The following is a 21,829-nucleotide window of genomic DNA, read 5'->3' on the forward strand; positions in this document are numbered from 1 at the left end:
CCCGCGGAGCCGTCGGCGGCCGTCGGCGGTGGGGCCGGGCCGCTGGGGAATCCCCGGGGGACGGAGCCCGGGCTCGGGGTGATCGGTTCCGAGGCCGACAGGGCGACCGCGCGGCAGCTCATCGGCGCGCTGCGGACCGCTGGGCGCGGGCCCAGGACCGGGTACGAACGGGACAAGTTCGGCTATGCCTGGATGGACACGGCGGACGGCGTCCCCCTCGCGCGGAACGGATGCGACACCAGGAACGACCTCCTGGCCAGGGACGGGCAGGACGTCCGGCTGCGGTCCGGTTCCGACTGCGTCGTCGTGTCGATGACGCTGCACGATCCGTACACCGGCAAGGACATCGACTGGACGAAGCAGAAGGCGGCGGCCGTCCAGATAGACCACATGGTCCCGCTGTCGTACGCCTGGCAGATGGGCGCGGCCCGCTGGGACAAGGACAAGCGCGAGCAGCTCGCGAACGATCCCCTCAACCTCATCCCGGTCGACGGCCCGTCCAACAGCTCCAAGGGCGACTCCGGCCCCGCCTCCTGGCTCCCCCCGGACCGCGGGATCCGCTGCTCGTACGCGGTGCGCTTCGCCCAGGTGGCCACCAAGTACGAACTCCCGGTGACAGCACCGGACAAGAGGACGATGCTGGCCCAGTGCGGCGGCCAGTAGCGACGGCACGCACCGCGAACCAGGCCGCCGGGCAGCCGTTCCCGCGGCCGGCGGTCGTCAGTCGGTCAGGTTGTCCAGGTCGACTATGTCCTTGTCGGCGGGGACCTCGGCCGGGACCGGCTTGTCGTAGTCCGTGAAGACCAGGGTGCCGGGGTCCTCGCCCGTGGTGACGACCTTCAGGAGGTACGGCTCGCCCTGGGTGGCGATGTAGACCGTGTAGTCGGACTTGCCGTCGGTCTCGGTGAGCGTGATCGCCTGACGGCCGTTCACCGTGGTGAGCGGGCCCTTTCGGGCCACGGTGTCGCCCTCCTCGAAGCCGGACAGCAGTTCGTCGAGGTCGCAGAACCCGACCAGGTCCTTGGCGTCGGGGTCCTTGGTGTCGGTCTTCACCCACCGGCCGGCCAGCATGTCGACCACCGCGTCGGTCTCGCTCTTGGGCGACCCCTTGCCCTGGGCCCGCAGCAGTTCCTCGTCGTACTTCATGTAGACGGTCGGGCCGAGCTTGGACAGCGTCACCGTGCCCTCGTCGTTCAGCGACATGGTGCCCGCGCAGTCGCCCTTCTTGCTGAGGGCCATGTCCGTGACGACATGATCCCCGGCGTCCTTCATATCGGCCTTGAGGGTCAGGGAGGAGGCGGTGCGGACCGCGGCGAAGGACTTGTCGGCGATCTCGGGGCCCGACAGGTCCGCGAACGGCTCAGCCTTCTTGGCGGTGTTCTTGCCGGAGCCGGAGCCGGAGCCGGAACCGGAACCGGAACCGGAACCGGAGCCCGTGCCGGAGTCGGCGTTCGAGCCGCCCGAGCCCTTCGCGTCGGACGGTCCGCAGGCCGCGAGGGTCAGGACGGCGACCGCGCAGACCGCGGCGAACGTGCCTCGGCGGAATCGGGGTGCGGTGGTGACAGTCATGAGGTTCTCCGCAGATTCATTCGGGAGCGGGCATTCGAGAGGGGGAGGAGCGTGGGTACGGCGTGTGTACGGCGATCCGGTGACCCGGCAGTTGTGACCATGACTTCAGGAATGATTGGTATGGCCACGAGTCAATGAGAGCAGATGCTGTGAACCGAGTCAACGGCAATCACGCTTGCGGGGTAGGTCTACGCTGTGAACGTGAGTGTCCGTCCGCGCCGCTATGCTCGACGCCACAGCAGAGCCCCAGAGCCCCACAGAGCCCTACGGTGAGAGGGAGGCAGCCAGGTGCCGGAGAACGCAGCAGAGGTCACGGCCGCGGGAATCGCCCGGCTCGCGGGGGTGGGACGGGCCGCCGTCAGCAACTGGCGGCGGCGGCACAGCGACTTCCCGCAGCCCGTCGGCGGCACCGAGACCAGCCCCTCCTTCGCCCTGACCGAGGTCGAGCGATGGCTGCGTGACCAGGGGAAACTCGCCGAAGTACCACTGCGTGAACGGGTCTGGCAGGAACTCTCCGGCGACAGCGCGGGCACCGCCACCGCCCTGGTCCGCGCGGGCTGCGTCCTGCTGCTCGTACGGGACAGGCCGACGCGCTGGCGGTATCTGGCCGCGGCCCCTGACGACCGGCTCGCCGAGCTGCTGCCGACGGCCCTCGGCGAGGTGCTCGCCCCCCGCTTCGGCGACAGGATGGAGAGCGCTGTTCACAGCCCAAGTGCCCGTGAGCTCCTGCCTTCCGTACCGATGCTGCGCAATGTCGCGGAACTCGCGGCGGAGCTGGGCGCCCTCCAGGCCTTCGAGTTCCTGCTCGGCCGCCATCTCGACGCCAATCCGCGCCAGTACACGCTCACCCCGCCCGAGGCCGCCGCGCTGATGGCCGCCCTGGCCGACCCGGTCGCGCCCGACGGTGCCCCGGCCGGGAAGGCGACCGTCCTCGACCCCGCCGCCGGTGCCGGCGCGCTCCTGTGCGCCGTACCGCACGCCGGTGTCCTCCACGCCCAGGACGCCGCCCCCGAACTCGCCGCGCTCGCCGGGCTGCGCCTCGCCCTCCACACCGACGCGGAGGTCCGGGCGCGCGCCGGGGACACGCTGCGCGCCGACGCCTTCCCGCGCCTCGCCGTCGATGCCGTCCTCTGCCACCCGCCGTTCAACGAGCGCAATTGGGGCCATGACGAGCTGGCCTACGATCCGCGCTGGGAGTACGGCTTCCCGGCCCGTACGGAGTCGGAACTCGCCTGGGTCCAGCATGCGTTGGCCCGGCTGAGGCCCGGCGGTACGGCCGTCCTGCTGATGCCGCCCGCTGCCGCGTCCCGCCGCTCGGGCCGCCGGGTACGCGCCGATCTGCTGCGCCGGGGCGCGCTGCGCGCCGTGGTCGCCCTGCCCGCCGGAGCGGCGCCCCCGTACGGCATCCCGCTCCACCTCTGGGTCCTGCGCAAACCGGTCGCGGGGGAGCGGCCCTCGCCCGAACTGCTGCTTGTCGACACCGCCGAACTGTCGGCGGGGGGCGGCCGGGACGGTGTCGACTGGGCGACCGTCCACACCACCGTCCTCGACGCCTGGCAGCCCTTCGACCGGCGGGGCACGGCCGAGGAGCAGCCCGGGGTCAGCCGGGCGCTGCCCGTCGTCGAACTCCTCGATGACGATGTGGACTTGGCACCCGCACGCCATCTCCCGCCCCCGGCCGCCGCGAACGGTACGGCCGAACTCGCCCTCGTACGCGAGCGGCTGGCCGGCACGCTGACGCTGACGGCCGAACTCGCCCCGTCCGAAGCACTGTTCACGACGGGCAACGAAGCGGCGGGGGCCGCGCCCGCCCATCGGCTCACCACCACCGTCGGTGAACTCGCCCGCGCTGGAGCCCTGGTGCTGTACACGGGCGGCGCGGGCACCACCGCGGAGGCCACGAGCGCCATGCCCGGCGCGGACGGCGCCCCCGCACCCGTACCGGTCCTCACCGAGCACGACCTGCTCACGGGCCGCGCCCCCTCGGGCCTGCTCCCCGACGGGACGCCCGAGGAGCCCGTACGGATCGAGGAGGGGGATGTCGTGGTGCCCGTACTCGGCGGCGGCGCGGTCGCGCGGGTCGTGGACGGCGCCATGGCCGGCGCGGCACTCGGCCGCAACCTCCAGTTGCTGCGGCCCGATCCTGCCGCGCTCGACCCCTGGTTCCTGGCCGGTTTTCTGCGCGGCACCGCCAACACCCGGCAGGCCAGCAGCTATGCCTCCACCGCGACCCGGCTCGACGCCCGCAGGCTCCAGCTCCCCCGGCTGCCGCTCGCCGACCAGCGGCGGTACGGGGAGCGTTTCCGGGCGCTGGCCGCGTTCGAGGAAGCGTTGAGGCTGGCGGGACAGCTCGGCGAGCAGCTCGTACAGGGGATGTACGACGGTCTGGCGGACGGCAGCGTCGGGATGTGACGGCGGCGCCGTGATGCGATCAGCCCGGCGACCGACCGGCTCGGCAACGGGCAACTGATCAGGGCAGCTGATCAGCTCGGCAACGGTTGTGCACAACCCCGACCCGTTGTCCGCGCCGATGTATACGCTCAGATCAGCACCGCATTCGTATCCGTTTTCGCATGGTGTCCCTGGCCGGATGCCGCCGGACGCGCTGCGGTGTGCGAGCCCAGTCCACCAGGCATCCAGGAGCAAGCAGTCATGTTCGGCCCCGGCTTCGCGCCGACGCCCCCTCGGCGACCGCACATCGCCATGCTCATCACCCTGCGGGTGCTGTTCGTGGCTCTCACGGTGCTGAGCTTCGGATTCCTCGGCTGGGCGGCGATGCTGAGGATCGCGGTCATGCGGCGCCGGGCGGTCGACTGGGTGCTGTTCTGCGTCGCTCTCGGCTGGGAGCTGGGGCTTTTCCTGTACATCGCGACGAGCGGGAACGCGGAGCCGACGAACGGGGACGTCGCCCTGCTGGGCGTCCTCGTTCTGTCGGCGATCGCGATCACCGCCTACTTCCTGGTCTTTGACATCGGGCACTACTCCCGGACCGGCCGAATACCGACGGTCCCGTACACGCCACAGCCGGCGCAGGCGACGCCTCCGCCGTACGGGTACGGCTACCAGCCCCCGTACGCCGCTCCCGCCCGGCCCCAGCCCTCGGCCCAGGCCCAGCCTCCCGTCCAGCCCTCGCCCACGCCGCCGCGGACCGCGCCCCGTATCGACCAGGTCCGTGCCGAGCTGGACGAGCTGAGTGACATCCTGCGCAAGAGCCAGGGCGGCCGGGAAGGTCAGGACAGCCGGTGAACGGACGGGTCATCGCCGACCGTTACGAGCTGTCGACCCTGATCGGACAGGGCGGCATGGGCCAGGTCTGGACCGCGTACGACCAGCGGCTGGACCGCCGGGTCGCGGTGAAGCTGCTCCGTCCCGACCGGATGGCCGCCGCCACCGCCGCCGACGAGATGCGCCGGCGCTTCGTCCGGGAGTGCCGGGTCACCGCGCGGGTCGACCACCCCGGTCTGGTCACGGTCCATGACGCGGGCAGCGACGACGAGGATCTCTACCTCGTCATGCAGTACGTCGAGGGCGCCGACCTCGCCGACCATCTCGCCGAGCACGACCCGTACCCCTGGCCGTGGGCGGTCTCGGTCGCCGCGCAGCTCTGCGCCGTACTGGCCGCCGTGCACGCCGTTCCGATCGTCCACCGCGACCTCAAGCCGCGCAATGTCATGGTCAGGCCGGACGGTACGGTCATCGTCCTCGACCTGGGCGTCGCCTCCGTCATCGACTCCGACACCACCCGCCTCACCCACACCGGATCGCCCATCGGCAGCCCCGCCTATATGGCCCCCGAACAGGCCATGGGCGGCGCGGTCGGCCCGTACACCGATCTGTACGCGCTCGGGGTGCTCCTGCACGAACTGCTCAGCGGGGGCGTCCCGTTCGCGGGCACCACCGCCCTCGGGGTGCTGCACCGGCATCTGTACGAGGCACCCGTGCCGGTCCGCAGGATCAGGCCCGAGATACCCGAGGCGCTGGAGCTGATCGTGCTGCGGCTGCTCGCCAAGGACCCGCAGCACCGCCCCTCCGGAGCGCAGGAGGTGTACGAACAGCTCACCCCGCTGCTGCCGCTGCGCGGCGGACGCGCGGCGGGACCGCTCGACCCGACGCGCCCCTTTCTGCGCCCGCACGCCCCCTGGCCCGACCGGGCCACCACCCCGCCGACCGCGCCCGCGCCGCAGCAGCAGCCCGTACCGGCGGGACGGCCGGATGTCGCCGCCGCCGTCGACGAGGTGAAACGGCTGCTCGGCGAGGGCAGCATCACCCGGGCCGTGGACATCCTCGGCGGCATCCTCCCGGCCGCCGCGGTGGAGCACGGCGAGCACTCCCCGGTCGTCCGCATCCTCCGCAAGCAGTACGCCTCGACGCTGATGGACGACGGGCAGTACCGCCGCGCGCTGCCCGAGCTGCGCAGGCTGGCCGAGGACCGGACCGCGGAGGCGGGGCCCGGCGATCCGCAGACGCTCCAGTTCCGCTACGACGCCGCGCAGTGCCTGGAGCAGCTCGGCGAGGCGTCCGCCGCGCTGGCCGAGTACCGCGCGGTCCTGCCGTACTACGAGAACGGGCAGCCGGGCGTCGTGAGCGACCCGGGCCGTGCCTTCGACATCCGGCACCGGGTGGCCCATCTGCTCCTGGCGGTGGGCGACCACGCGGCGGCCCAGCAGCAGTTGCAGAGCCTGCTCTGGGACTCGGAGCGCGCCTACGGGGCGTACCACGCTCTCCCGGTCGAACTGCGCCGGACCCTGGAGCGCCAGCAGCGGTTCAGGGCCTGAGGCCGCCGGAACGGCCGAGGGGCCCGAGCGCGTTCAACGCCCGGACCCCGCTAAGACTTGACGACGTTTCAGGAATCAGCGGCCCTGCAACGACTTGACGTTGTTCCCGAAGGTCCAGTTCTTCGAGCCGTCCCAGTTGGCCGACCAGGTCATCAGGCCCTTCAGGCCGCCGTTGTACTTGTTCCAGGCCTGCGCGACCAGGTTCGGCGCCATATAGCCGCCCCCGGCGCCCGGCTGCGCCGGAAGTCCCGGGACCTGCTTGTCGTACGGGACCCGGATCGTGGTGCCCTGGATGACAAGTCCCCGGTTCAGGCAGTCGGTCTGCGCGGTGAACCCGGCGACGGTACCGGCGGAGTACGAGTCGCCCGAGCACCCGTACATGCTGCCGTTGTAGTACTGCATGTTCAGCCACCACAGCCGGCCGTTGTCCGCGTACTTCTTCACGATGGGCAGGTACGCGCCCCAGATCGAGCCGTACGCCACGCTGCCCCCGGTGACGTACGCCGTCTCGGGCGCCATCGTCAGGCCGAAGTTCGAGGGCATCCGGGCGAGCACACCGTCGATGATGCGGATCAGGTTGGCCTGCGAGGTGGAGAGCGTGTTGATGTTGCCGCTGCCGACGAGGCCGGTCTCGATGTCGATGTCGATCCCGTCGAAGTTGTAGGTCTTCAGGATCGGTACGACCGTCTCCACGAACCGGTCGGCGACGGCGCTGGAACTGAGGTCGATACCGGCCGTGGCGCCGCCGATCGAGAGGAGCGTGGTGAGCCCGGAGGCCTTGGCCTGGCACATCTCGGCCGGGGTCGCGACCTTGACCGTCGCGTCCATCCCGTCCTCCCAGAGGACGGTGCCGTCCGAGCGGATGACCGGGAAGGCCGCGTTGATCACGTTGTAGCCGTGTTCACGGATACGGCTGTCGGTGATCGGGATCCAGCCGAGCGGCGGGTGGACGCCATTGGCCGCGCCGTCCCAGTTCTCCCAGTACCCCTGGAGCACCTTGCCGGTGGGCTTCGACTTGACCGCGCAGGTCACGTCCTGCGCCGCGGCCTCGGCCCGGGGCGCGGCCGGCGCGGCGGCGGCCAGGCCCTGCATGACGAAGGCCAGGGCGAGGCCGGCCCCCAGCAGACGTACCGTCCGAGCGATCACACCGTGCTCCCTTCTCGCCACGGCCGGCCGCCACCACCCTGCGGTCGATGGAGGTGTCCATGACAATCAACACTGGCTGAGTGGGCGGAAATCATCACTCAACGTAAGTTGGTCCAGACCTTTCGTCAATAGGTCTGGACCAACGGGGCGCGCGGGGGGCGTGCGGGTGTGCGCGGGCGCCGGGCGCCCAGGTATCAGTGCTCCGGCGTCAGCTCGGTGCCGGTGCTCGGTGCTTCGGTGCCGGTGCTCCGGAGTCAGCGCTCCGGAGTGCAGCGCTCCGGTGTCAGGCGCGTGCCCGCAGGAACGCCGAGGTGGAGACCCGGCCCAGCAGCTCCAGCCGGGAGGTGCCGCTCGCCAGGTGCTTCTCCGCGGCCTCCTGGACACCGGGCCAGCTCCGGTCGCCGAAGTCGTCGAGGACGACGATCCCGCCCGGAGCGACGATCTCCTCGACCCATTCGAGGTCGCTGGCCACACCCTCCGCGGAGTGGTCACCGTCCACGATGATCACGCCGTACTTCCGGTCGGAGACCGCGGAGCGCACCTTGGGGTCGCCGGAGAAGCCCTGCTGGACGCGTGCCTCGGCGCCCGCGCGCCCGCCGAGCGCCAGATTCGCGCGGACGACGTCCTCCCGTACCGGCGTACCGGTCGGCTCGGCGCCCATCCCCGCACCCGGCTGGAGCTGGCTGCCCACCAGTGGGTCGACGATCGTCAGCTCCGCCTCCACGCCGGCGCGGTGCAGCATCCGCATCAGCGTGGCCGCGAAGAGGCCGTGCAGGGTGCCGATCTCGAGGACGTTCTCGTTCGGCGGCTTGAGCAGCGGTACGGTCGACAGCTTGCCCAGGATGTTGGACGTGGAGCCGGCCAGCCGTCCCACGGCCAGGGACTCCAGGGCGATCACATTGCGGAAGGCGATGGTCACATTCCGTCGTGCGAGTCCGCCGTCCTCCCCTGACACGGCGGCGATCTCACGGACGAGACCGTTGATCTCCGCCGGGCTCGGCACGCGGTGGCCGCTGCGCCCCGTCCGGTCGAAGAGCAGGCCGACCGCATACTGCTGGTTGCGCAGTTCCGTCTGCTGCTCGCGCAATTCCTTCGCCTCACGCCGAAGGGTTTCCAGATCGGTGCGCAGGCCGGACGCGGAACGTTGGATGCGCTTGTCCACCAGGGCTGCGGCGGGGCGGAGTATCCGCCTCGTGAGCCGGTTGCTCAGTAGGGATGGCATGCGCGGAATGTACGCCCGCGCCACCCTCTCCAGGCCATCTGTGGATGGTGAACAGATGAAGTCTTGATGAGAGGCAAGTGGACGAAATGTGGAGGTGTGGTTGCTGAGTCGTACGAAAACGGCTGTGCCACACTCCAGAGGTGACGGTCCGGGTCCAGCTCTTCAGATTCGCCCTGGTGGGCGTGGTGAACACCGGTACGTACTACGTGTGCTACCTGACCATGCTGATCCGGCTCCCTTATGTCGTCGCGCATATTCTCGCGTTTCTGCTGAGCATGGTCGGATCGTTCTTCCTGAACAGCCGATTCACCTATCGGACCCGGCCGACCTGGCGGAAGTTCCTGCTGTTCCCGCTGACCAACGCGGCGAATTTCGTGATCAGTACGAGCGGGGTCTATCTGCTGGTGGACGTCCTGCACCAGAACAGCCGTTACGCGCCCCTGTTCGCGGCCGCGGCGGCCGTCCCGGTCACCTTCGTGGTCTCTCGTACGATCATGCTCCGCCCGGAGCGGCCGGTGATCTCGGGGGCGGGCCGGGGCGCGTGACGGCTCATCCGCGCGATCCGAGCCGGCGCGTGACCTGCCGCTGAAACGCGACAGTCCGGGTGCGCGCCGCGAAAGCGCGTACCCGGACCGTGGCCCGGCCGTCAGGACGGGGATCAGGCGCGGCTCAGACGGGGATCACGTCAGGACTTGCGTCCGTACCCGGTCCGCCTGCTTCTTCATCGTCCGCTTCAGCCGCGGCCCGAACGGCTTCTCCACCAGCTTGTGGATCAGCCATGCCAGCGTCAGCATCGACAGGATCGTCGCGATGAAGGTCAGCCTCGGCTCCAGGCCGAAGTGCCGGTGCAGAATGCTGATCGCGAACCAGCCGAGATGCTCATGGACCAGATAGAACGGGTACGTCAGCGCGCCCGCGAAGGTCAGCCAGCGCCAGTTCGCCCAGCGCAGCCAGCCCAGGGCCACGGCCGCGACCGCCGCGAAAGCGAAGGTCACGATGAGCAGGATCACGTACGGCGAGCGCTCCTGGAAGGCGGAGGTCGCGTTCGGGCTCCACAGCGCGGTCGTCGAGTAGCGCTGGCCGAGCAGCCAGCTCGTGGCGACGATGCCCCAGAGCAGCAGGTCGCTCCCGTAACGGTGGATCAGGTAGAGCGCGAGCCCGCCGATGAAGAACGGCGCGTGGTCGCGCATCACGAGTTCGTCGGTGAGCGGGTTGTCGGCGACCCGGGCGAACACCCCCGCCACCGTCCACAGACAGCAGAAGATCACGACCCTGCGGTACGTGACGCCCTTCCACACCACGAAGAGCGCGAAGAGCAGATAGAAGCGCGCCTCGACCCAGAGGGTCCAGCACACACCGAGCACCCGGTCCACGCCCATGGGCTGCTGAAGCATGGTCAGGTTCACCAGCACCTCGTTGAGGCGCAGCGGTTCGATGACCGAGGGCAGGGCGACACACGCGGCGGTGGTGAGGACGATGGCCGCCCAGTACGCCGGGTAGAGACGTGAGACCCGGGAGCGGAAGAAGTCCCCGAGCGACCGTCCCCAACTGCTCATGCAGATGACGAAGCCGCTGATGACGAAGAAGAGCTGGACGCCCAGGGCGCCGTAGGTGGCGACCGCCGACAGATCGGGGAACAGCTCCTTCGGCGACTGGCCCCAGGCATGGGCGGTCTGGCCCTTCCCCGCGTAGTGGAAGACGCAGACCATGAGGGCCGCCAGGATGCGCAGTCCGTCCAGGGCCCGCATCCGGTCCTGCTTCGGCGCGGAGTCCTTCGGGGGCGCGGGGCGGCTCTCCGGCTCGGATACCGGTTCCGGATCCGGAACCCGAGCCAGTGTCGCTTGAGACATTCCGTATGTTCCGTTCGTTCCTACTGCGGCGGCGGGGTGGGCAGGGGCTGCTGCCTGCCAAGGACGGTACGGGCGTTCGCCGTGCGCGTGGCCGCCCCGGGGCCGTCGGTACCGGTAGTGGGTCGGTACGTCCGGTCCATCGCTCGGGGCGGGGCTCAGAAGGCCTGGTGAGTGGCGGCGCGGCAGCCCTCAGCGGAGCGACCCTAGACGGCCCCGGGTGAACGGTGCGACATCCGTCAGATGAACAGAATGATCGAACAGGTGGCTGTTGGATGAACTTCCGGTGGTGGGGCCGGGCTGCGCTCCGGACAGTGCGCCGGGATCGGCTCCGGGGTGTGCGTGAGAGCGCGCGTACCCCAATCTCGCCGTTAATCGTTGGTCGAACCAGTGGCCCAGGCCACGCCGACTGCCTACCATCGACACTGCAAGGCCTTGTGCATCGACGCACAATCACCGGGAGGCCCCCTTTGCACCGCCGCCGTCGCACCGCGCTCTCCGTCTCCGTCGCGCTCCTCGCCGCGGCCCCCCTGCTCACCGCCTGCGGCAATGACACGCATCCCGGAGCCGCGGCGGTCGTCGGGGGCGAGCGGATCGAGGTCTCCGCGATCCAGGACCAGGTACGGGAGGTCCGGGACGCGCAGGAGTCCACGCCGGAGGGCGCGCAGCTCGTCAAGAGCACCGGGCAGCTCGGCCAGGCTAAGCTCAACAGCATGATCTTCGACCGGATCCTCCAGGAGGCCGCGGACGAGGCCGGGGTGAAGATCACCCGCAAGGAGATCCAGACCACCCGGCAGCAGGCCGCCGCGCAGTCGGGCGGCGAGAAGCAGTTCGCCGCGATGCTGCTCCAGCAGGGCGCGCTCTCCGCCGGGCAGATCGACTCGGCGATCCGCCGTGAGGTCCTGCTGAACAAGCTGGCGCAGGCGCTCGGCGCGAACACCATGACCCCGGAGGGGCAGCAGGTGGTGCTCGCTGATCTGACCAAGACCTCGGAGAAGCTCGGTATCGACGTCAATCCGCGGTACGGGAGCTGGGACTACAAGCAGGTCCGGCTCGGCGAGGCGAAGCTGCCCTGGATCACGCAGGTCACCCAGCAGGCACCGGAGCAGGAGCCGTCGGACGCCTGAGCCCGGAGCCGGGCGGGCCCTCGGCCGCCCCGGCTCACGGGAGCGGTGCGGCCGTCGGTCACGAGGCCGGTGCGGCCGTCGTCACGGGACCGGTCCGGCTGTCGTCACGGGACCGGTCCGGCGTCACGGGACCGGTCCGGCCGGAGGTAGGTTCGAGTGGTGACTGACGAAGTTCCCGCCGCCCCCGGCCGTATCGTCCTGCTGACCGCCAGCCACCGGGTCGCGCCCGGGCTGCTGTCGTGGCCGGCCTGGCAGACGCTGCGTACCGCCGACCGCGTGCTGTGCTCCGACCGCGATCATCCACAGCTCCCGTATCTGCGCGAGGCCGGCGTCACCGTCGAGCACCCCGCCTCCGTCGGCGCCCAGGACCTGGTCGACGCCTGCGCCGGCGGCCGTACGGTCGTGGTCATCCCGTCCGGTGCCGGTGACGGCGGCGGCGGCGCGGGCGACGGCACCCTGACCGACGGCCTCGCGCGGCTGGCCGGCTCCGGCCGCGTCCAGATGCCCGACCTGGAGCTGCTCCCCGGCTCGTACGACCTGCCCGGCGCCCGGCTCCTCGATCTCGTCCATGTCATGGACCGGATCCGCCGCGAATGCCCGTGGTCGTCGACCCGCACCCACAAGGAGCTGGCCAAGTACGGCATCGAGGAGGCGTACGAACTCGTCGAGGCGATCGAGGACGGCGACGCCGACGAACTCCGCGAGGAACTGGGCGATGTACTCCTCCAGGTGGTCTTCCACGCCCGTATCGCGCAGGACGGGCTCGACGAGGGCAGCGAGCCGTTCTCCATCGACGATGTAGCCGCCACGATCGTGGAGAAGCTGATCCACCGCCACCCCCATGTCTTCGGCGACGAAACAGCGGAGACACCGGAGGAGGTCAAGGCACACTGGCTCCGTACCAAAGCGGTCGAGAAGCAACGCGATTCGATCACCGACGGCGTCCCCCTCACCCAGCCCGGCCTCGCTCTCGCCTCCAAGCTCGCAGGCCGCGTCCGCACGGCGGGCCTGAACGTCCCGCTCCCGACGGGCGACGGCATCGGCTACGACCTGCTCGCCCTGGCCGCACAAGCCGAAAAGACCGGCACGGACCCGGAAACGGCCCTGCGCGCGGCGGCCCGTACTTATAGGGACGCGATCCGCGCGGCGGAAGAGAGGGGAAGGGCGCGGAACTGAGAGGCGCTGCGCTGCGGTCCCGCGCACCCGCCGCGGCCCGGGCCGCGTCATGGCTCTCCGGCCGGCCGGTTACCGTCGACCGGTGACACCGACGCCCCCCGCTTCCACTCCCGCCGCGCCCGAGCTCTTCACCTGGGAGTTCGCCAGCGATCCCTATCCCGCGTACGCCTGGCTCCGTGAATGGGCGCCTGTGCATCGTGCCCGGCTTCCCAGCGGTGTCGAGGCGTGGCTCGTGACGCGGTACGGGGATGCCAAGGCCGCACTCGCCGACGCGCGGCTGTCCAAGAATCCCGTGCACCATGCCGGGTCGGCGCACGCCAAGGGCAAGACCGGGATTCCGGGGGAGCGGGACGCCGCGCTCATGACGCATCTGCTGAATATCGATCCGCCCGACCACACCCGGCTGCGGCGGCTCGTGTCAAAGGCGTTCACGCCACGGAGGATCGCCGAGTTCGCGCCTCGGGTACGGGAGTTGACCGACCGGCTCATCGACGGATTCGCCGCGCAGGGCGAGGCGGATCTGATCCATGACTTCGCCTTTCCCCTCCCCATTTACGCGATCTGCGATCTGCTCGGGGTGCCGGCCGAGGACCAGGACGACTTCCGCGACTGGGCGGGAATGATGCTGCGCCATACAAAAGGGGGGAACGGCGCCGGGCCGCGCGGCGGAGTGGCGCGGGCCGTCAAGAAGATACGGGGATATCTGGCCGAACTCATCCATCGCAAAAGGGAGAATCCCGGCGACGATCTGATCTCCGGTCTTATCCGGGCAAGTGACCACGGCGAGCATCTCACCGAGAACGAGGCCGCGGCGATGGCCTTCATCATTCTGTTCGCCGGTTTCGAGACGACCGTGAATCTGATCGGCAACGGCCTCTATTCGCTGATGCGCCATCCCGGGGAGCGCGCCCGGCTCCAGCGGTCGATCGACGCCGGCGAGACGGAGCTGCTCGCCAGTGGGGTCGAGGAACTGCTCCGCTACGACGGGCCGGTGGAGCTGGCGACCTGGCGTTATGCCACCGAGCCGCTGACGCTGGGCGGGCAGTCGGTCGCGGCGGGCGATCCCGTACTCGTCGTACTCGCGGCGGCGAACCGCGACCCCGCGCGGTTCGCCGGACCCGACACTCTCGATCTTGCCCGGCGTGACAATCAGCACCTTGGCTATGGGCACGGAATCCATTACTGCCTCGGCGCACCGCTTGCCCGTCTCGAAGGTCAGACCGCTCTCGCTACGCTGCTGACCCGCCTTCCCGATGTGCGGCTTGCCGTGGATCCGGTGGATTTGCGCTGGCGTGGCGGGCTCATCATGCGGGGATTGCGCACACTTCCGGTGCAGTTCACGCCATTGTCCGGCTGATGGACGGCTGCCGGTTTCGCCGTCGTACCGGCGTGCGTCAAGCCCGAATAACTGACGGGTCGTCAAGACTGTGACTTTCACGTGATCTCCGCTGCATCGACTTGTGACAGGCGTTCGAGTACCGCTACGTTCACCGACGACTCAGCAGCACCACCGCCGTAGTCGAAACGACAGTCACACGGAAGGCAATCGCATGCGCTCCGGGAACGGCCGACACCGCAGACCACGCCAGGCTCCCGCTCTGATCGTCGCCGCGGGGGTGACCGGTTCGGCCATCGCCATCCCGCTGTTCGCCGCCTCCGGTGCCAGCGCCGCGGACGGTTCCACCTGGGACCGGGTCGCCGAGTGCGAGAGCGGCGGCATGTGGAGCGCGGACCTCGGCAATGGCCACTACGGCGGCCTCCAGCTCACCCAGGAGACCTGGGACGCCTTCGGCGGCGGGGAGTACGCGGCCCGGCCCGACCTCGCCAGCCGTTCCCAGCAGATAGCGATAGCCGAGAAGGTGCTCTCCGCGGATGGCGTGAAGGCCTGGTCGAGCTGCGCCCCGGTCTCCGGTCTGGTGGAGGCCCTGCTTCCGGACGTCGACCTCGGCGGCGACTCGGACCACACCAAGGGCTCGAAGGGCAAGTCGGGCGCCGGTCCGTCGGACGGCCCCTCGGCCACTCCTGGTGGCGAGTCCTCCCCGTCCGCCGGCGCGAGCGCGCGGCCGGGCGAGCCGGTCCCCTCCGGTCCGTCCGACGTCCCCACGCCCGGAGCCTCCGCTTCCGCCGAGGGCACGGACGGTACGGAGGGTACGCCCGGCCCCGACGGCATCGAGAGCGCCCTTCCCGGCGGCCTCGGCGGCACGACGGTCGGCGGCAGCGACTCGGCCACCGGCAAGCACCGCGGCCCGGCGGCCCAGGAGGACGCCGTACCGGACGTCTCGGGCGAAGGCTATGAATACGGCCGTCATGCCTCACGGGGTGACGGACTGTCGCGGAGTACGGATGTCCTGCCGGAGGCCTCGGACGCCCCCGGCGCCGCGGACACCGACCGGCCCGCCGAGCGCAACTGGCTCATCGCCGACGGCCTGAAGGTGCCGGGCGGGTGGCTGTGAGGTGAACGGGGGCGGGCGTCGCCCGCCCCCGGCCCGCACCGGGCGGGCCATCGGCTCGTCCGGCGCTCGTCTCCCGCTCGTCCCCGGCTCGACCTGTGGCCCGTAAGCCCTGGTCAGGGTCCTGATCCAGGCGTGGAACAGAAGCCGTTCGCGGGGGAGTTGGCCCGGCGATCGGCGGGGCGTTTCGCCGCTCTATGTCCTCTTCTGTGCAAGTGAGACAAGCGTCTCTTTGCGGCAACTGAGGACTTTTGACCTGTGCATTGCGCAGACTTAGGTCCTCACCAGCGCAAACGCCTAAACCTGGACGGTCGTTAAGGGGATTTTTGTCCCCGATGTACTTCTTTGAAGAACCGGCGGGCCTCTGCCTACGGTCTGAATCGCTCGCACCGCGGGCCCCGTCGACCGTCACGCCGAATCCTGCCGGCGGCCGAAGGGAAGTAGTTCGCGTCAAGCGCCGGAGGCAGGAGCGGGGGAACCACGGTTTGTGCCGGGCCCGGCCGTCGAGAGACGGCCGACGACCGGCTCGGGGTGAAGCCGGGTGCGCCAGGTGCTGTCCGCAGGACAGGACCCGTCACACCCGGCCGGGCAACTCACATGGCCCGAACCCGACAGCTCACCTCGTAGGCGTCGGTGAGGAGAGTTCCATGCTGCGTGCCAGTCGTGCCAGTCGTGCCAGTCGTGTCAGCCATGTCAGCGATGTCAGCGAAGCCGGCCGGTCCGGCCGTTCCGGCAAGGGCAAGCACCGCCGTCCCGCCCGCTCCACGACCGCCCGCTACGCCGCGCTCGCCGGGATCACCGGCGCCGCCGTGGCGGTCCCGCTGATCGGCGCCACCTCCGCCTCCGCCGCGACCGCCTCCGAGTGGGACCGGGTCGCGCAGTGCGAGTCCGGCGGCAACTGGTCCATCAACACCGGCAACGGCTATTACGGGGGACTCCAGTTCAGCAGCTCCACCTGGGCCGCCTACGGCGGAACGGCGTACGCGGCCAGGGCCGATCTCGCCTCCAAGTCCCAGCAGATCGCCGTCGCCGAGAAGGTCCTCGCGGGCCAGGGCAAGGGCGCGTGGCCGACCTGCGGGGTGAACCTCTCGGGCGCGACGTACGACGGCGGCTCGGCCGGCTCGGGTTCGGGCTCCGGGTCCGGCTCGGCCTCCGGTTCGGGCTCGGGCTCGGGCTCCGGTTCCGGCTCAGGGTCCCGTTCCGATTCGGGTACGGGCGACCAGGCCGCCCAGCGGCAGACGCAGCCCCGGCAGGAGTCCGCACGTAGCGGAGCCCGTACCGGAGCGCAGCCCGCCTCGCGCGGCGAGAGCCGGGCCGCCACCGGCAACACGACGATCAAGAAGGGCGACGGCGAGTACAAGGTCAAGTCCGGCGACACCCTGTCCAGGATCGCCACGGCCCACCATGTCAAGGGCGGCTGGAAGAAGCTGTTCGACCTCAACAAGGACATCGTCCGTGACGCCGATCTGATCTACCCGGGACAGCAGCTCCACCTCCGCTGACCGCCGGACCGGCGCGGAACGGACCGGCCGGGCCCGGCCGTGGCGCCGTACCGGTCCGTTCCGCCCGGCCCTCATCGGCCACCCGACCGCCCCGGCCCGGCGCGTGATCCCCCGTACGCGCGCCGGGCCGGGGCCCGTCCAGGAGCGCTCGGGTGCTCATTCTGTCCAGCGGGCGGGCGCCGACAGGCCCGTACCCCTAGGACGGTTAGGCTCTTGCCGCAAGGCCAATGAGGCCCTGCACTCCACGCGTCACATCCCAGAAGGAGATGCTCGTGCCGTCCATCGACGTCGTCGTAGCCCGGGAAATCCTGGACTCCCGAGGCAACCCCACGGTCGAGGTCGAGGTCGGCCTCGACGACGGCAGCACCGGCCGTGCTGCCGTCCCCTCCGGTGCCTCCACCGGTGCGTTCGAGGCCGTGGAACTCCGTGACGGAGACCCCAAGCGCTACCTGGGCAAGGGCGTCGAGAAGGCCGTCCTCGCGGTCATCGAGCAGCTCGGCCCGGAGCTGGTCGGCTACGACGCCACCGAGCAGCGCCTGATCGACCAGGCCATGATCGATCTCGACGCCACCGAGAACAAGGGCTCGCTGGGCGCCAACGCGATCCTCGGCGTCTCCCTCGCCGTCGCGCACGCCGCCTCCGAGGCCTCCGACCTCCCGCTCTTCCGCTACCTGGGCGGCCCGAACGCGCACCTGCTGCCCGTTCCGATGATGAACATCCTGAACGGCGGCTCGCACGCCGACTCCAACGTGGACATCCAGGAGTTCATGATCGCGCCGATCGGCGCGGAGTCCTTCTCCGAGGCGCTGCGCTGGGGCGCCGAGGTCTACCACACCCTCAAGAAGGTCCTGAAGCAGAAGGGCCTCTCCACCGGCCTGGGCGACGAGGGCGGCTTCGCGCCGAACCTGGAGTCCAACCGCGCCGCGCTCGACCTGATCCTTGAGGCCGTCAAGGAAGCCGGTTATGTGCCCGGCCGCGACATCGCGCTCGCGCTCGACGTCGCCGCGTCCGAGTTCTACAAGGACGGCTCGTACGAGTTCGAGGGCAAGTCGCGCTCGGCCGCCGAGATGACCGAGTACTACGAGGAGCTGGTCGCCGCCTACCCGCTCGTCTCCATCGAGGACCCGCTCTTCGAGGACGACTGGGCCGGCTGGAAGGTCATCACCGACAAGCTCGGCTCCAAGGTGCAGATCGTCGGCGACGACCTGTTCGTGACCAACCCGGAGCGGCTGGCGCGCGGTATCGAGGAGGGCTCGGCGAACGCCCTGCTCGTCAAGGTCAACCAGATCGGCTCGCTGACCGAGACCCTGGACGCGGTCGAGCTGGCGCAGCGCAACGGCTTCAAGTGCATGATGTCCCACCGGTCCGGCGAGACCGAGGACGTCACGATCGCGGACCTGGCCGTCGCGGTGAACTGCGGCCAGATCAAGACCGGCGCCCCGGCCCGCTCGGACCGTGTCGCCAAGTACAACCAGCTGCTGCGGATCGAGGAGATCCTCGACGACGCGGCGGTGTACGCGGGGCGCAGCGCGTTCCCGCGGTTCCGCTCCGCCTAGGCCTCACGGCTCAGCTTTACGGCTCGGCCAAGGCCTCACGGCCCACGCGAGGCGGCTCATACGGCGCTTCGCGGTTCACGCAGGGCTCGCGCCCCGCGTGAGCGCCCGCTCGCGACAGGGCGGGGCGGGGACGTGGCAGCCGGGGGGCGTCCCGCCGGTGCCCTCCTGCCCGTCCCGTACCGCCCGTCGTCGTACGTCCCCGGCCCCGGTCCCGTACCGTGTCCGGGGACGTACGTACATGACAGGGGAGGCGAGCCATGGCAGGGAACCGGGACCGGTTCTCCACCGCGACCAGGCTGCGGCTGCTCGGCGAGCAGACGGCCGCCCGTGTCTACCGCTCGCAGAACCGCCGCCAGGACCGCCGCTCCCGGCTGACCGGCCGGGCCGCCTTTCTCGCCCTGGTCATGTGCACCCTGGTGGTGGCGCTCGCGTATCCGACGCGGCAGTTCGTGTCGCAGCGGAACGAGATCGCCGAGCAGGAGCGGCTGACCCGCGAGGCCCGGCAGCGGGTCGAGGAGCTGCGCGACGAGAAGGCGCGGCTGCAGGACGACGCGTACATCGAGCGGCTGGCCCGGGAGCATCTCCACTATGTGATGCCGGGGGAGACCGGATACACCATGATCGACCCGGACGCGGCACGGAAGCACCAGGAGGGCCGGGACGCGACGGACCGCCCCTGGTACTCGAATGTCCTGGACGAGGTGGACAACGCGGACCGCCCGGAGCGGTAGCACACTCGTAGACAGCCAGGCTCGTGGACACTCGGATCCGTACGCGGACGCTCATGTACGCACCTGGCACCGCCAGTACAACCGCACGCAGAACCAAGGCAGGCATGGACACCCCTCCTCCGCAGACCGAACGCACCGAGCCCACCCAGGCGGACATCGCCGCGTTCGAGGAACAGCTCGGCCGCCCGCCGCGCGGCCTGCGCGCCATCGCGCACCGCTGCCCCTGCGGACAGCCGGATGTGGTCGAGACCGCGCCCCGGCTCCCCGACGGCACGCCCTTCCCGACGACGTACTACCTGACGTGCCCGCGCGCGGCCTCGGCCATCGGCACGCTGGAGGCGAACGGTGTCATGAAGGAGATGACCGAGCGCCTCGCGGCCGACCCCGAACTGGCGGCGGCGTACCGCGCGGCGCACGAGGACTATCTGGCGCGCCGTGACGCCATCGAGGTACTGGAGGGCTTCCCCAGCGCGGGCGGGATGCCGGACCGGGTGAAGTGCCTGCACGTGCTGGTCGGGCACTCGCTGGCGGCGGGCCCCGGGGTGAACCCGCTGGGGGACGAGGCGCTGGCGATGCTGCCGGAGTGGTGGGCGAAGGGGCCGTGCGTGACGCCGTGCGTGGCCTCGGGGGTCTCCCCGGTTTCCCGGCACGATCAGGAGGGGCGCGCGTGACCCGGGTCGCCGCCGTCGACTGCGGTACGAATTCGATCCGCCTGCTGGTCGCAGACGTCGACGCCGGTACGGGCGAACTGACCGATCTCGACCGGCGGATGAGGATCGTCCGGCTCGGCCAGGGCGTGGACAGGACCGGCCGGCTCGCCCCTGAAGCGCTGGAGCGCACCTTCGAGGCCTGCCGGGAGTACGCGGCCGTCATCAAGGAGCACGGCGCCGAGCGGGTCCGCTTCGTGGCCACCTCCGCCTCGCGCGACGCCGAGAACCGGGACGAGTTCGTCCACGGGGTCCTGGACATCCTGGGCGTGGAGCCCGAGGTGATCACGGGCGACCAGGAGGCGGAGTTCTCCTTCACCGGCGCCACCCGGGAACTGCCGGGGCGGGACAGCTATCTGGTCGTGGACATCGGCGGTGGTTCGACCGAGTTCGTGGTGGGCGACGACCGGGTACGGGCCGCGCGCTCGGTGGACATCGGCTGCGTACGGCTCACCGAGCGGCACCTCCTGCGGAACGGCGTCATCAGCGATCCGCCGAGCGCGGCCGAGATCGCCGCCATACGCGCGGACATCGACGCGGCCCTCGACCTCGCCGAACGCACGGTCCCGCTGCGCGAACCCCGCACCCTGGTCGGCCTCGCCGGTTCGGTGACCACGGTGGCCGGTGTCGCGCTGGGGCTGCGCGCGTACGACACGTCCGCGATCCACCACGCCCGTATCCCCTACGAGCAGGTCAGGTCCATCACCGATCACCTGCTCACCGTCACCCACGCCGAACGCGCCGCCATCCCCGTCATGCACCCGGGCCGCACCGACGTCATCGGCGCCGGCGCCCTGGTCCTGCTCGCGATCATGGAACGGACGTCCGCCCCGGAAGTCGTCGTCAGCGAACACGACATCCTGGACGGCATCGCCTGGAAGGCCGCGGAGGATGCGCGTTAGCCGCCCGGTGGAGGAGCGGGAGGCGACGCCGGTACTGGACCGGCTCGCGGCGGAGGGCAAGGTCCGCGCCGCGGTGCGACCCGGCTACCGGCCGCGGATGCGGGCGGGCGACGGCACCGACCGACTGGGTGACGCGCTGGCCGCGTTGCGCGAGGAAGAGCGCTGGTGAGCCTCTACTACGTCGACACCTCCGGCGGCGCTGAAGCTGCTGGTGGAGGAGAGATCGCCAGCCCGCGCGGCTGACGGGGCACGGCCGGTCAGAGGTTGCGGTAGACCTCGCGACGGTCGCCGATCCTGACGACGAGGACGAGGAGTTCGCCGTCGTTGATCTGGTAGGCGACGCGGTAATTGCCCACACGGAGGCGGTACAGCCCCGACGGGCCGCTGAGCTTCTTGACGTCGGCGTCCTCGCGGTACGGGTCGTCACCGAGCGCGGTCAGCACGGTCAGGATGCGCATGGCGGCGGGGCGGTCGATGCCGCGCAACTGACGCTGCGCGGCGGCGGTGAAGCGGAACGCGTATTTCATGCCGCGCTGTCGGTGTGCTCGGTGAACAGGTCCGCCAGCAGCTCGGCCATCGTGACGGTCGGGCCGCCCTCCGCCAGGACCGCCTCGGCCTCACGCGCGAGCAGTTCGTCGGCCGCGTCTTCCAGCGCCTCGAAGTCGGCGATCGGCACAAGGGCGGCCACCGGCTCCCCATTGCGGGTGATCACTGTCGGGGTGCCCTGCTCGGCACGGTTGATGTGGTCCGCGAGGTGTGCGCGGGCTTCGCGGACGGTCACGGCGTTATCGGTCATGACGTCAGTGTACGCGTGATCGTGTACACGCGCTGGATGTCTGCGAACCGCTGCCGCGAGGCCGCCGCCGCAGACCCTCCGTGACCCCGTTTCGGGGGTGGTCCGGGCGTTCGGGACGGGGAGCGGAAGAAAGTTCGTGAAGTTCTTCACAAGGAATTGGATCCCCTTGGGTGCCATCGGCGATCCATGCGGCCCGTCAAGGGCGTTGGAGGGGTGCCGGGGTCTTATACCGGGCGGTTCCGGACTCGTTACGGGCGGATGAACCGGATGGGTGGTTCGGGGGCCCGTGAGGGCGGAGGGCCAGCTCACAAGGGGTGGGCAAC

The 21,829-nt window shown here is 70.5% G+C and carries 21 protein-coding genes and 1 riboswitch; of the genes, 15 read left to right on the top strand and 6 right to left on the bottom strand.

Translation table 11 applies throughout. The annotated features are described in order from the left end of the window. The coding region (locus tag WH07_RS28345) for an HNH endonuclease family protein (protein ID WP_046505973.1) at positions 1-663 on the top strand (663 nt) is incomplete at its 5' end. 57 nt (positions 664-720) lie between these two features. On the opposite strand, the gene WH07_RS28350 is transcribed toward WH07_RS28345, so the two are convergent. After that, positions 721-1,569: a hypothetical protein gene (locus tag WH07_RS28350; RefSeq protein WP_157877452.1), complete on the bottom strand. Its 849-nt coding sequence runs from the start codon at positions 1,567-1,569 to the stop codon at positions 721-723. A 288-nt stretch (positions 1,570-1,857) separates the two neighbouring features. Between WH07_RS28350 and WH07_RS28355 the strand changes: the two genes are divergently transcribed. From WH07_RS28355 to WH07_RS28365, 3 genes are all read left to right on the top strand, one after another. Then, complete coding sequence (locus tag WH07_RS28355) at positions 1,858-3,981, top strand: N-6 DNA methylase (RefSeq protein WP_046505977.1); 2,124 nt, start codon at positions 1,858-1,860, stop codon at positions 3,979-3,981. Between the two features lie 240 nt (positions 3,982-4,221). After that, positions 4,222-4,815 carry a hypothetical protein gene (locus tag WH07_RS28360; RefSeq protein WP_046505980.1) on the top strand — a complete coding sequence of 198 codons (594 nt, stop codon included), beginning with the start codon at positions 4,222-4,224 and terminating at the stop codon, positions 4,813-4,815. Then, positions 4,812-6,344, top strand: a complete 1,533-nt coding sequence (locus tag WH07_RS28365) for a serine/threonine-protein kinase (protein WP_046505982.1) — start codon at positions 4,812-4,814, stop codon at positions 6,342-6,344. Before WH07_RS28360 ends, WH07_RS28365 begins: the two co-directional genes overlap by 4 nt. Positions 6,345-6,419: 75 nt before the next feature. On the opposite strand, the gene WH07_RS28370 is transcribed toward WH07_RS28365, so the two are convergent. Together WH07_RS28370 and WH07_RS28375 are read right to left on the bottom strand one after the other, a co-directional pair. Continuing rightward, positions 6,420-7,487 carry a chitinase gene (locus WH07_RS28370; RefSeq protein WP_198533912.1) on the bottom strand — a complete coding sequence of 356 codons (1,068 nt, stop codon included), beginning with the start codon at positions 7,485-7,487 and terminating at the stop codon, positions 6,420-6,422. A gap of 286 nt (positions 7,488-7,773) precedes the next feature. Then, positions 7,774-8,712, bottom strand: a complete 939-nt coding sequence (locus tag WH07_RS28375) for a class I SAM-dependent methyltransferase (protein ID WP_046505984.1) — start codon at positions 8,710-8,712, stop codon at positions 7,774-7,776. A gap of 140 nt (positions 8,713-8,852) precedes the next feature. Between WH07_RS28375 and WH07_RS28380 the strand changes: the two genes are divergently transcribed. Next, positions 8,853-9,257 (top strand): GtrA family protein, encoded by a 405-nt coding sequence (locus WH07_RS28380; protein ID WP_046505985.1) that lies wholly within the window; start codon positions 8,853-8,855, stop codon positions 9,255-9,257. A gap of 135 nt (positions 9,258-9,392) precedes the next feature. Here the strand turns inward: WH07_RS28380 and WH07_RS28385 are convergent, their stop codons facing one another. Then, on the bottom strand, positions 9,393-10,562 hold the full coding sequence (locus WH07_RS28385) for an acyltransferase family protein (RefSeq protein WP_198533911.1): 1,170 nt from the start codon (positions 10,560-10,562) through the stop codon (positions 9,393-9,395). A 467-nt stretch (positions 10,563-11,029) separates the two neighbouring features. On the opposite strand from WH07_RS28385, the gene WH07_RS28390 reads away from it, so the two are divergent. From WH07_RS28390 to WH07_RS40000, 10 genes are all read left to right on the top strand, one after another. Then, positions 11,030-11,686, top strand: a complete 657-nt coding sequence (locus tag WH07_RS28390) for a SurA N-terminal domain-containing protein (protein WP_046505988.1) — start codon at positions 11,030-11,032, stop codon at positions 11,684-11,686. Positions 11,687-11,845: 159 nt separating this feature from the next. Continuing rightward, positions 11,846-12,862, top strand: coding sequence for a nucleoside triphosphate pyrophosphohydrolase (locus WH07_RS28395; RefSeq protein WP_046506014.1), 1,017 nt, complete (start codon positions 11,846-11,848; stop codon positions 12,860-12,862). A 49-nt stretch (positions 12,863-12,911) separates the two neighbouring features. Next, positions 12,912-14,219, top strand: coding sequence for a cytochrome P450 family protein (locus tag WH07_RS28400; RefSeq protein ID WP_046505990.1), 1,308 nt, complete (start codon positions 12,912-12,914; stop codon positions 14,217-14,219). Positions 14,220-14,412: 193 nt separating this feature from the next. Continuing rightward, positions 14,413-15,315 carry a transglycosylase family protein gene (locus WH07_RS41825; protein WP_052744583.1) on the top strand — a complete coding sequence of 301 codons (903 nt, stop codon included), beginning with the start codon at positions 14,413-14,415 and terminating at the stop codon, positions 15,313-15,315. 442 nt (positions 15,316-15,757) lie between these two features. Beyond that, a riboswitch (cyclic di-AMP (ydaO/yuaA leader) is annotated at positions 15,758-15,957 on the top strand. 2 nt (positions 15,958-15,959) lie between these two features. Further along, positions 15,960-16,814, top strand: a complete 855-nt coding sequence (locus WH07_RS28410) for a LysM peptidoglycan-binding domain-containing protein (RefSeq protein WP_079023625.1) — start codon at positions 15,960-15,962, stop codon at positions 16,812-16,814. Between the two features lie 266 nt (positions 16,815-17,080). Next, positions 17,081-18,370, top strand: a complete 1,290-nt coding sequence (gene eno / locus WH07_RS28415; protein ID WP_046505992.1) for a phosphopyruvate hydratase — start codon at positions 17,081-17,083, stop codon at positions 18,368-18,370. A gap of 257 nt (positions 18,371-18,627) precedes the next feature. Further along, a complete protein-coding gene (locus tag WH07_RS28420) occupies positions 18,628-19,101 on the top strand; it encodes an FtsB family cell division protein (RefSeq protein WP_046505994.1) in 474 nt (157 codons plus the stop codon). A gap of 104 nt (positions 19,102-19,205) precedes the next feature. Continuing rightward, positions 19,206-19,772 carry a DUF501 domain-containing protein gene (locus WH07_RS28425; protein ID WP_046505997.1) on the top strand — a complete coding sequence of 189 codons (567 nt, stop codon included), beginning with the start codon at positions 19,206-19,208 and terminating at the stop codon, positions 19,770-19,772. After that, the gene (locus WH07_RS28430) at positions 19,769-20,710 is read left to right on the top strand and encodes a Ppx/GppA phosphatase family protein (protein WP_046506001.1); all 942 of its coding nucleotides are present in this window, start codon (positions 19,769-19,771) and stop codon (positions 20,708-20,710) included. Before WH07_RS28425 ends, WH07_RS28430 begins: the two co-directional genes overlap by 4 nt. Continuing rightward, positions 20,700-20,879 carry a hypothetical protein gene (locus WH07_RS40000; protein ID WP_157877453.1) on the top strand — a complete coding sequence of 60 codons (180 nt, stop codon included), beginning with the start codon at positions 20,700-20,702 and terminating at the stop codon, positions 20,877-20,879. Before WH07_RS28430 ends, WH07_RS40000 begins: the two co-directional genes overlap by 11 nt. Before the next feature lie 88 nt (positions 20,880-20,967). On the opposite strand, the gene WH07_RS28435 is transcribed toward WH07_RS40000, so the two are convergent. After that, complete coding sequence (locus WH07_RS28435; RefSeq protein WP_046506003.1) at positions 20,968-21,237, bottom strand: type II toxin-antitoxin system RelE family toxin; 270 nt, start codon at positions 21,235-21,237, stop codon at positions 20,968-20,970. Continuing rightward, entirely contained in the window at positions 21,234-21,506 is a 273-nt protein-coding gene (locus WH07_RS28440) for a type II toxin-antitoxin system Phd/YefM family antitoxin (RefSeq protein ID WP_046506005.1), read from the bottom strand. Before WH07_RS28440 ends, WH07_RS28435 begins: the two co-directional genes overlap by 4 nt. Between the last annotated feature and the right edge of the window lie 323 nt (positions 21,507-21,829).

The sequence above is a fragment of the Streptomyces odonnellii genome (assembly GCF_000981895.1).
Classification (GTDB): Bacteria; Actinomycetota; Actinomycetes; order Streptomycetales; family Streptomycetaceae; genus Streptomyces; species Streptomyces odonnellii.